This is a genomic window from Streptomyces swartbergensis, assembly GCF_002148965.1.
Classification (GTDB): Bacteria; Actinomycetota; Actinomycetes; order Streptomycetales; family Streptomycetaceae; genus Streptomyces; species Streptomyces swartbergensis.
Map to the genome: position 1 here is coordinate 1 of NZ_NGFN01000317.1, position 10,040 is coordinate 10,040.

Here is a 10,040-nt window from a genome sequence, read left to right on the forward strand (position 1 = left end):
GGTGATGAGGGGGCAGAGCATCTGCCAGACGGAGATGTCGAAGGTGACCGGGGCGTTGTGCACCACGACGTCGTCGGCTGTGAGGTGCAGGTCGTCGACCTTGGCGAGCAGGTGGTTGACCATGCCCGCGCGGTGGACCATCGCGCCTTTGGGGCGTCCGGTGGAGCCGGAGGTGAAGATGATGTAGGCGAGGTCGTCGCCGTCCCCGGCGGGCGTGGCGAGTTCGGTGTCGGTGGCTGCGTCCCAGGCGAGCACGGCCGGTGTGGTCGAGGCGGCGGCGAGCAGTTGGGTGGCGGTCTCGTCCAGGCCGGGCCCGACGTACAGGGCGTCCGGGCGGGAGTCGTCGAGGAGTGTGGCGGTTCGGGCCTGGGGTGCCCGCAGGTCGAGCGGTACCCAGGCGGCTCCGGCGCCCAGTACGGCGAGGATGCCGGTCACGAAGGGGATGCCGGGCTCGCAGAGCATCGCCACCCGAGAGCCGGGGCGTATCCCGGCCGCGGTCAGACGGCGGCTCAGCGCCGAGGCCAGGGCCACCAGTTCGGCGTAGGTGGCCGTCCCGTTCGGGTCCTGCACCGCGAGCCGGTCCGGGCGCGCGGCGGCGTGCGCCCGCACCCGCTCCACCACCCCGGTGTACGCCTCCTCGACCGTCGTCGCCGCCCAGCCAGCCCGCACCGCCGCCGACTCCTCCGGCAGCAGCACCTCGGCCTCGCGGACCGGCCGGTCCGGCGCCGCGACGAGCACGCCCAGCAGGTGCGCGAGCCGGTCGGCGAAGGACCGCGCGGTCGCCTCGTCGAACAGGTCGCTGCTGTACTCCAGGACCGCGTCGATCCCGTCGGCCGCACCCTCCTCCGTACGCCGCTCGAACAGCTCGAAGGCCAGGTCCGCCTTGGCGGTGCCCGTGCCGAGGAGCAGCGGCTCCGACTCCACGCCCGCCAGCCGCACCGCGGAGTCCGGCGTGTTGTGCAGGGTGAGCATCGTCTGGAACAGCGGGTGCCGGGCCAGCGACCGGGTCGGCGCGAGCGCGTCGACCAGGGCCTCGAAGGGCAGGTCCTGGTGCGCGTAGGCGGCCAGGTCCGTGGCGCGGACGCGGTCGAGCAGTTCGTGGAAGGTCGGGTCGCCCGACAGGTCGGTGCGCAGCACCAGGGTGTTCACGAACAGGCCGACCAGCTCGTCGAGCACCGGGTCCGTGCGGCCCGCGACGGGCGAGCCGAGCGGGATGTCGTCGCCCGCGCCCAGCTTGGACAGCAGGGCGGCCAGCGTCGCCTGGAGCACCATGAACGTGCTCACGCCCTGCGCCCGGGCCAGCTCGCCGACCGCGGCGTGCAGCGCACCGTCGATGCGGAACTCCACCTGCCCGCCCCGGTAGGTGGGGGTGGCGGGCCGCGGCCGGTCGGCCGGCAGCTCCAGCTCGTCGGGGAGGCCCTTCAGCGCCTTCCGCCAGTAGCCGAGCTGCTCGTCCGACACCGCCGCGAGCAGCTCCCGCTGCCACAGCGTGTAGTCCGCGTACTGCACGGGCAGCGGCACCCAGACCGGCGCCGCGTCCGCGCGGCGCGCCTCGTAGGCCGTAGCGAGGTCGGCGCCCAGCCGGCCCACCGACCAGCCGTCGGCCGCGATGTGGTGCACGACGAGCAGCAGCACGTGCTCCTCGTCCGAGTCCCGGAACAGCTCCGCCCGCAGCGGCAGGTCGGCCGCCAGGTCGAAGCCCCGCCGCGCCGCCTCCCGTACCGCGTCCTCGCTCATCGCGGTCACCGGCAGGTCGATCCGTACCGCCTCCGCGTCCACGACCTCCTGGCGGGCGCGCCCGTCGGTGTCCGGGTAGCGGGTGCGCAGCGCCTCGTGCCGCACGACGACGTCACGCACCGCCGCGCGCAGGGCCGCCACGTCGAGGGCGCCCTTCAGCCGGACGGCGACCGGGATGTGGTACGCGGGGTTGTCCGCCTCCAGCTGGCCGAGGAACCAGAGCCGCTGCTGGGCGGGGGAGAGCGGCAGCACGTCCGGGCGTACGGTCGGCGCCGGGGAGGGCCGGGCCTCCCCGGCGTCCGCCACGCGGGCCGCGAGGGCCGCCGGGGTCGGCGCGTCGAAGACCGCGCGGACCGGCAGGTCGGCGCCGAGCGCCGTCCGGATCCGGCCGGTGAGCCGGGTCGCGAGCAGCGAGTGGCCGCCGAGCTCGAAGAACGAATCGTCCGGACCCGCGGGCGCGGGCAGCCCGAGGACCTCGCCGAACACCTCGCACAGCAGCTGCTCCTGCGGGGTGCGCGGCGCGCGGGCCGCGGTGCGCGGGCCCTGGACGGGCGCCGGCAGCAGCTTGCGGTCGACCTTGCCGTTGGCGGTGAGCGGCAGCGCGTCCATCGCCACGTACAGGGCAGGCACCATGTGCGTGGGCAGGCTCTCGGCCAGGTGCGCGCGGAGCGCGGCCGGAACGGCCGTGCCGACCGTGTAGGCCACCAGCTGCGTGCCGCCCGGCAGGTCCTCCCGGGCCACGACCGTCGCCAGGGACACCTCGGGGTGGGCGGCGAGCGCCGACTCGATCTCGCCGAGCTCGATGCGGAAGCCGCGGATCTTGACCTGGTGGTCGGCCCGTCCGATGTACTCGATCTGCCCGTCGGCGCCCCAGCGCACGACGTCACCGGTCCGGTACATCCGGCTGCCGGGCGGACCGAACGGGTCCGGCACGAAGCGGGTCGCGGTCAGCGACGGGCGCCCGTGGTAGCCGCGGGCCACGCCGTCGCCGGCGATGTACAGCTCGCCGACCGCCCCCGCGGGAGCGGGCCGCAGCGCGTCGTCGAGGACGTACACCTGGGTGTTGGCGATGGGGCGGCCGATCGGCGGCACGCCGCCCCGCTCGCCGTCCAGGACGGCGGCGGTCGACCAGATCGTTGTCTCGGTGGGCCCGTAGACGTTGGTGACCTCGCGGGACGCGGCGCGCAGCGCGTCGGCGAGCGGCTCGCCGACGGCCTCGCCGCCGATCAGGACGCGCAGCCCGGCCAGGCTCTCCGAGTGCTCGGTGACCAGGGCGTGCCACAGCGTCGGGGTGGCCTGCATGACGGTCGCGTCGCTGCCGGTGATCAGGGCGGCGAGCGCGGCCGGGTCGCGCACCGTGTCGCGCTCGGCGAGGACCAGTTCGGCGCCGGTGAGCAGCGGGACGAAGATCTCCAGGTTGGAGATGTCGAAACCGAAGGTGGTGACCGACAGGAAGCGGTCCCCGCCCGCCACGCCGAACCGCTCGCCCATGTCGTGCACGAGGTTGATCAGCGCGCCCTGGGGCACGACCACGCCCTTGGGCCGGCCGGTGGAGCCCGAGGTGTAGATCGTGTACGCGGTCTCCAGCGGGTCCGGGTCCGCGGTGCCCACCGGTCCGGCGGGCCGCTTCGCGAGGAGCGCCGCCGCCGTGTCCAGGGTCAGGTGCGGGCGCTCGGTGACGGCGGACAGCGCGGCGGCGACCCCGGTCGTGGTGACCACGAGGGCGGGCGCCGCGTCGTCGAGCATGTAACCGATGCGGTCGGCCGGGTAGTCGGGGTCGAGCGGCAGGTAGCCGGCGCCCGCCTTGACGACGGCGAGCGTCGCGACGATCAGCTCCGTCGACCGCGGCAGCGCGAGCGCCACCAGGGCRCCCGGGCCCGCGCCGCGGGCCACCAGCTCGTGGGCGAGCCGGTCGGCGCGGGCGTGCAGCTCGGCGTAGGTGAGCCGCTCGGCGCCGCAGCGCAGCGCCGGCGCGTCCGGGGCGGCGGCGGCCCGCGCCGCGAGCTGCTCGCGCAGGGCATGGCGCGGGTAGGAGCGGGCGGTGGCGTTGTACGAGCCGAGCAGCGTCGTCCGCTCCTCCTCGTCCAGCAGCTCCAGCCGGGAGAGCGGCAGGTCGGCCGCGTCGGGGAGCGTGGCGAGGAGCCGCAGCACCCGCCCGGACAGCGCGGCGGCCTCCTCGGCGGTGACCAGGCCGGGCGCGTGGTCGAGCCGCAGCGTCAGCTCGTCGCCGGGCAGCACGAGCAGCGACACCGGATAGTGGGTCGCGTCGCGGCCCTTGACGCCGGTGACCGTCAGACCGGGGACGGCCGAGCGCAGGGCGTCCGGGTCCAGCGGATAGTTCTCGAAGATCAGGACGGTGTCGAACAGCTCGCCGTGGCCCGCGTCCCGCTGGATGCGGGACAGGCCCAGGTGCTGGTGCGGCAGGAGCGCGGTGTGCTGATCCTGCGCCGACTCCACGACCTCCGCGAGGGTCCGCGAGGCACCCGTGCGCAGCCGCACGGGCAGCGTGTTGATGAAGAGGCCGACCATCGACTCGACGCCCGGCAGCTCCGGCGGCCGCCCCGACGTCGTGGTGCCGAACACCACGTCGTCCCGCCCGGTCAGCGCCCCGAGGACGACGGCCCACACGCCCTGGAGGACGCTGGACAGGGTCACGCCCCGCGCCCGCGCCCACTCGGTCAGGCGCGCCGTCGCCGCGGCGTCCAGCCGGGCGACGTGCTGCTCGGGCAGCACCGGGGCGCGGCCGGGCGGCGCCGGCACGAGCCGGGTGGGCTCCTCCAGGCCGTCGAGCAGCTCCCCGTAGGCCGCCGCGGCGGCCCGGTCGTCCTGCCGGTCCAGCCAGGACAGGTAGCTCTTGTACGAGGTGACGGCGGGCAGCGCGCGGGCGTCGCCGCCCGCCGCGTACGCGGTGAACAGCTCGGACAGCAGCAGCGGCATCGACCAGCCGTCGAGCAGGATGTGGTGGCAGGTGACGAGGAGCCGGTGGCGGTCCGGGCCGATGGCGATCAGGGTGAAGCGGATCAGCGGCGGCCGGCCCACGTCGAACGGCTCGGTGCGGTCCCGGTCGGTCAGCGCCTCCGGATCGCCCGGCTCCGTCACCTCACGCCACGGCACGGGAACTTCGCGGGGTATCAGCTGGACCGGTCGACCGTTCTTGCGGTAGCGGAAGCCCGCCCGCAGGTTCGGGTGCCGGGCCAGGACGCCGGCCGCGGCGGCCCGGAGCGCGCCGCGGTCGAGCGGTCCCTCCAGGTCGAGGACGAGCTGGACCGCGTACACGTCGAGTTCCTGCCGGTCGTACACGGCGTGGAAGAGCAGGCCCTCCTGGAGCGGCGTGAGCGGCAGTACGTCGCTCAGCCCGCCCGACGCCCGCGGCGCCCCGGATCTCTTCCCCTGTGCGATCGTGCTCATCCTTCGTCCCCCCACTCGTGTGCGAACTCGTTCTCGAACTCGTCGATCTCGTCCTGGTCGAGCCCCTCGACGAGCCCCAGGTCCGAGGGTGTGAAGCCCCCGGCGTCGGGCCGTGCGGCGTGTGCGGCCAGCGCCTCCAGCGCCCGGAACCAGCCGCGCGCGATCGCCTTCGCGTCCGCGTCGGCGACCGTCCGCCCCGCCCAGGCCCACTCGGCGACCAGGCGCGGGCCGTCGGGCAGGTCCTCGGTGCGTGCGTTGACGCCGAGCGCGTGCGGCAGCGGCATCTGCGGATCGGTGCCGGCCGCGACGTCCAGCGACTCCGGTGCGACCTGCCAGTCGCCGGTCTCCGACAGCGCCATCCGGCCCAGGTAGTTGAAGCCCAGCTGCGGCGCCGGGCGGTCGCCGAGCACGGCCGCCGAAGCGGCGTCGAGCCGGCTCAGCAGACCGTGTCCGATGCCGTGGTCCGGTATCCGGCGCAGCTGCTCCTTGACCTCCTTGAGCGCCTGGCCGAGCGCGGGCCCGCCCGCCCACAGCTCGTCCCAGTCGCACAGGCCCACGTCCAGGCGCACCGGGTGCGTGCTGGTGAACCAGCCCACCGTGCGGGCCAGGTCGACGCCCGGCACGACCGCCTCGCGCCCGTGCCCCTCCAGGTCGACGAGCACGTCCTGCCGCTCGCCGCGCCCGCGCCGCCAGTCGGCGACCGCCAGGGCGAGGGCGGTCAGGAGCACGTCGTTGATCTCGGCGTGGAAGGCGGCCGGAACGGTCGTGAGCAGCTCCGCCGTGGACGAGGCGGGCAGTTCGAGCCGCAGTCGGCGGGCGGTCGCCGCGGTGTCCTGCCCGGGGTCGAGCGGCCGGGTGCCGAGCGGCGGGTCGCCGCCGTCCGCGATCCCCCGCCACAGCGGCAGTTCGGCCCGGCGCTCCTCTCGTGCGGCCTCCTCGTGGAGCAGCAGCGCCCACTGCCGGAAGGAGGTTCCCACCGGGGCGAGGGGCCGCTCGGGGTGCTCGTACGCCTGGGCCAGGTCGGGCAGCAGGATGCGCCAGGAGACGCCGTCCACCACCAGGTGGTGCAGGGTGAGCAGCAGCCTGCCGGGCCGTCCGGCACCGGCGTCGATCCACACCGCGCGCACCACGTCGCCCCGGGCGGGCGCCAGTTCGCCGCGGGCGGCGGCGGCCTCCCCGCGGACGAGGGCGGCCAGGTCGCCGGAGCCGGCCGCGACCCGGCGCAGCACGTCCCCGGCCCGGACCGCGCCGGCCTCCAGGATCTCGTCGCCCCGTCGGCGCAGGGCGTCGTGGTGGTCGAGCAGCGTCTGCAGCGCGGCCTCGATCCGCCCGTACGACGCCCCCGCGGGCGTCTGGACGACGGCCGCCTGGTGGAAGCCGTCGGTCGGCCCGGGGATCGCGTCGAACCAGGCGGTGATCGGCGTGGCCGGCACCGGTCCGGTGCCGTCGCCGACCCCCACGGTCCCGGTCCGTCCGGCGGTCTGGGCGGCGACCGCCAGGCCCTGCGGGGTGCGGTGCACGAAGACGTCCTGTGCGGTGATCGCGAGGCCGGCCTCCCGCGCCTTGCCGACGAGCTGGATCGAGCTGATGCTGTCGCCGCCGAGGTCGAAGAAGCTCGCGTCGGCACCGGCGGACTCCAGTCCGAGCACCTCCGCGAACGCCCGGCACAGCGCCGCCTCCCGCTCGTTCGCGGGGGCCTGCCCCGCGGCGGCCCGCGAGTAGTCGGGCACGGGCAGGGCCCGGCGGTCCAGCTTGCCGTTGCCGGTGAGCGGCAGCGCGTCGAGGGCGACGACCGCGCTCGGCACCATGTGCTCGGGCAGTTCGGCGGCGAGGTGCGCGCGGACCTCCCGCACGTCCACCGGGGCGCCCGCGGCGACGACGTACGCGACGAGCCGCTTGTCCGCGGGCCGGTCCTCGCGGACGACCACCGCGGCCCGCGCGATGTCGTCCCGGGCGAGCAGTACGCCCTCGATCTCGCCCGGCTCGATGCGGAAGCCGCGCAGCTTCACCTGGTCGTCGACGCGCCCCACGTAGTCGAGGCTGCCGTCGGCGTTCCAGCGCACCAGGTCACCGGAGCGGTACATCCGGCCGCCCGGCGCGGTGGCGTACGGGTCGGCGACGAACCGGCTCGCGGTCAGCTCCGGGCGCCGCAGGTAGCCGCGAGCCAGTTGGTCGCCGCCGATGTACAGCTCGCCGGTCACGCCCGGCGCCACCGGCCGCAGCAGCGCGTCGAGCACGTACAGCCGCGTGTTGTGCAGCGGGAAGCCGATGGGCGGCTTGACCGCCCCGGACAGCGGTTCACTGATGCTCGCGCAGACGGTGGCCTCGGTCGGCCCGTACGCGTTGCGCATCACGCGTCCGCGGGAGAACCGCTCCACCAGCTCCGGCGGGCAGGCCTCGCCCGCCACGACCAGCTGCACGCCGTCGGGCATCGGCCGGTCGGCCGGCCACGCGGACAGGACCGTCGGGGGCAGGCAGACCATGGTGGTGCCGGTGCGCTCCACCAGCTCGGCGAGCGGCTCGCCCGGGCCGCGCTCCTCGGCCGTCGACAGGATCATCGTCGCGCCCGAGAGCAGCCCGATGGACAGCTCCCAGGTCGCCGCGTCGAAGCTGTACGAGGCGAACTGCAGCCAGCGGGTGGCGGGGCCGATGCCCATGCGCGGGCCCTGGTCGGCCACCATCACGGCGACCGTGCGGTGCTCCACGACGACGCCCTTGGGGCGCCCGGTGGAGCCGGAGGTGTAGATGACGTACGCGGGGTCGCGCACGGTCAGCGGCCGGGTCCGGTCGGCATCCGTCGGCGGACGGTCCGGCCGGGCCCGTACCGCGGCGCGCACGTCCGCGTCGTCGAGCAGCAGCCGGGGCACGTCCGAGTCGCCCAGGCCGGCGGACTCGGCGTCCATCGTCAGGGCGAGCGCCGGCCGCGCGTCGTCGAGCATGTAGCCGATGCGGTCGCGCGGGTAGGCGGCGTCGATCGGCAGGTAGGCGGCGCCCGCCTTGAGGACGGCGAGCAGCGCGACGACCATCTCCGGCGAGCGCGGCAGCAGCAGCGCCACCAGGTCGCCGGGCCCGGTGCCGCGGGCGGCCAGCTCGTGGGCGAGCCGGTTCGCGCGGGCGTCCAGCTCGGCGTACGACAGCACCCGCGCGCCGAACTCCAGGGCCGGGTGCGCGGGCTGCGCGGCCGCCCTGGCCGCGTACAGCTCGTGCACCGGGGCCGCCTCGACGTCCTGTACCGGCCCGGCCCACTCGCCCAGGATCCGGGCGCGCTCGGCGGGCAGCAGGGCGTCGACCCGGCCCAGCGGCAGGTCGGGGTCACGGGTCAGCACGCCGATGAGCTGGGCGAACCGGTCCGCCATCGACCGCGCGGTCGCCTCGTCGAACAGGTCGCTGCTGTACTCCAGGACCGCGTCGATCCCGTCCGGCGCCCCGTCGGGCCGGTGCCGCTCCGTCAGCTCGAACGCCAGGTCCAGCTTGGCGGTGCCGGTGCGGACCGGGACGGTCTCGACGCCCAGGCCGGGCAGGGCGAGATCGGCGGAGGCGTTGTTCTGCAGCACCAGCATGGTCTGGAACAGCGGCTGCCGGGACAGCGACCGGCTCGGCGCGAGCGCGTCGACCAGCGTCTCGAAGGGCAGGTCCTGGTGCGCGTAGGCGGCCAGGTCGCTCGTCCGGACCCGGTCGAGCAGCTCGCGGAAGGTCGGGTCGCCGGACAGATCGGTGCGCAGCACCAGGGTGTTGACGAAGAAACCGACCAGCTCGTCGAGGGCCGGATCGGTGCGTCCCGCGACGGGCGTGCCCAGCGGGATGTCCTGCCCCGCGCCGAGGCTCGACAGGAGCGTGGCGAGCGCGGCCTGGAGCACCATGAAGGTGCTCGCGCCCTGGGCGCGGGCCAGCGCCGCGACCGCCGCGTGCGGCTCGGCGTCGACACGGAAGCCGAGCGTGCCGCCGCGGCGGCTGGGCGTGGTGGGCCGCGGCCGGTCGGTCGGCAGCTCCAGCTCCTCCGGGATGCCGTCCAGCGCCGCCTTCCAGAAGGCGAGCTGCTCCTCCGCCACCGCGTCCAGGATCCCGCGCTGCCACAGCGTGTAGTCCGCGTACTGCACCGGCAGCGGCGCCCGGTCGGGGGCCGCGCCCGCCCGCCGCAGCCCGTACGCCTCGGCGAGGTCGCGGGCCAGCGGGGCGACGGACCAGCCGTCGGACGCGATGTGGTGCAGCACGACGAGCAGGACGTGCTCGTCGTCGGAGAGCCGGAACAGCTCGGCGCGCAACGGGAGTCCGTCCGCCAGGTCGAAGTCGCGGGCGGCCGCGGTGGCCAGCGCCCCGGGCAGCGCCTCGCGGGTCGTCCCGGTGACCGGCAGCGCGGGGCGCGCCTCGGCCGGGGAGAGGATCCGCTGGCGCGGCCGGCCCCCGGCGTCGGGGAAGACGGTGCGCAGGCTCTCGTGGCGGGCCACGACGTCGCCCAGCGCCGCGCCCAGCGCGGCCGCGTCCAGGTCGCCGGAGAGGCGCACGGCGAACGGCAGGTGGTAGGCGGCCGAACCGTTCTCCAGGTGGTCGAGGAACCACAGCCGCTGCTGGGCGGGGGAGAGCGGCAGCTCGTCCGGGCGCTCGACGGCGGTCAGCGCGGGCCGCACGGGCCCGTCCGCCCCGTCCAGGCGAGCGGCGAGCTCGGCGACCGTCGGCGCGTGGAACAGCGTTCGGATGGCGACCTCGGCGCCCAGCCGGGCCCGGATCCGGGACGCGACCTTGGTGGCGAGCAGCGAGTGCCCGCCGAGGTCGAAGAAGCTGTCGTCGATGCCGACGGCGGGCAGCCCGAGGACCTCCGCGAAGATCTCGCACAGCGCCTGCTCGCGCGCGTCGCGCGCCGGGAGCAGCCCGGAGACGGCGGCCGAGGGGTCGGGGGC

2 protein-coding genes are annotated in these 10,040 nt (G+C 75.9%); both read right to left on the bottom strand.

Translation table 11 applies throughout. The features are described from left to right. A partial coding sequence (locus tag CA983_RS34445; RefSeq protein ID WP_143645626.1) for a non-ribosomal peptide synthetase occupies positions 1–5,145 on the bottom strand: 5,145 nt, incomplete at its 3' end. Beyond that, positions 5,142–10,040: non-ribosomal peptide synthetase (locus CA983_RS34450; protein ID WP_143645627.1), on the bottom strand; the 4,899-nt coding region annotated here is incomplete at its 5' end. The genes CA983_RS34445 and CA983_RS34450, both read right to left, overlap by 4 nt.